This is a genomic window from Rhizobacter sp. P3_B12, from assembly GCF_056402895.1.
Window position 1 is genome coordinate 1 of the sequence record NZ_JBFUGN010001651.1, and the last position, 693, is coordinate 693.

The following is a 693-nucleotide window of genomic DNA, read 5'->3' on the forward strand; positions in this document are numbered from 1 at the left end:
GCCGACCCGCACCGCCGCGGCCGCAGCGCCCCGCGCAGCGCCGCCCGCCGAAGACCTCTGGGCCCGCACGCAGGCCGGCATCGCGCCGCTCAAGAAAAAACGTTGATTCTTCCCCACACCTTCGAACAAGGGGGTTGAAATTGATAATCGATTGTTTATCATCTGCGCAAGCTGTGATGAACACCTTTATCTCGGCGACGCCCCGCCCCTCAACCCCGGAGTCCCCACGTTGATCGCCTTCGCCCTGAATCCCGCCCTTGCCCGCCGCGCCTTCGCGCCGTCGGTGCCGGCGTTTCAGTGCATGGGTGGCCGTCGGGTCCCGCCCGGTCCGCTTGCCGGCTGAGCTTCGCGACGCACGCGCGCTCATCCCGACGGCCCGGTTGCTTCCCGCACCGGGCCGTCGTGCTTTCTGGCCCTGCCGTCCTCGTCCACACAGGAGATGTCTCATGTCCAAGATCACCATGCCAGCCCGCAAGCCCCGCAACCCGTTGGTGGCGCCCGCGCACTTCCGTCGCGCCGGCAGCCACCAGCCAGGTGGCACCTCGCGACAGGATGCGCGCCGCGCGCTAAGCCGCGAAATCGACCAGCTCAGCCCCCGGCTGCGCCACAGCCCATGAATCCAACGCAGCGCCAGCGCGCTGCCGAAGAAGGAAACGATCATGACCAGCTCGAAGCCCCAGACGTGGCGCGCCC

The 693-nt window shown here is 68.3% G+C and carries 1 protein-coding gene; it reads left to right on the forward strand.

Annotated elements, in window-relative coordinates:
• Positions 1-446: 446 nt before the first annotated feature.
• A complete protein-coding gene (locus AC1D01_RS37475) occupies positions 447-617 on the forward strand; it encodes a hypothetical protein (RefSeq protein WP_477875000.1) in 171 nt (56 codons plus the stop codon).
• Positions 618-693: the final 76 nt, after the last annotated feature.

What these genes read in the sequence shown, in the direction of transcription:
- AC1D01_RS37475 (WP_477875000.1), top strand. Translation starts at nt 447, where the DNA reads ATGTCCAAGATCACCATGCCAGCCCGCAAGCCCCGCAACCCGTTGGTG.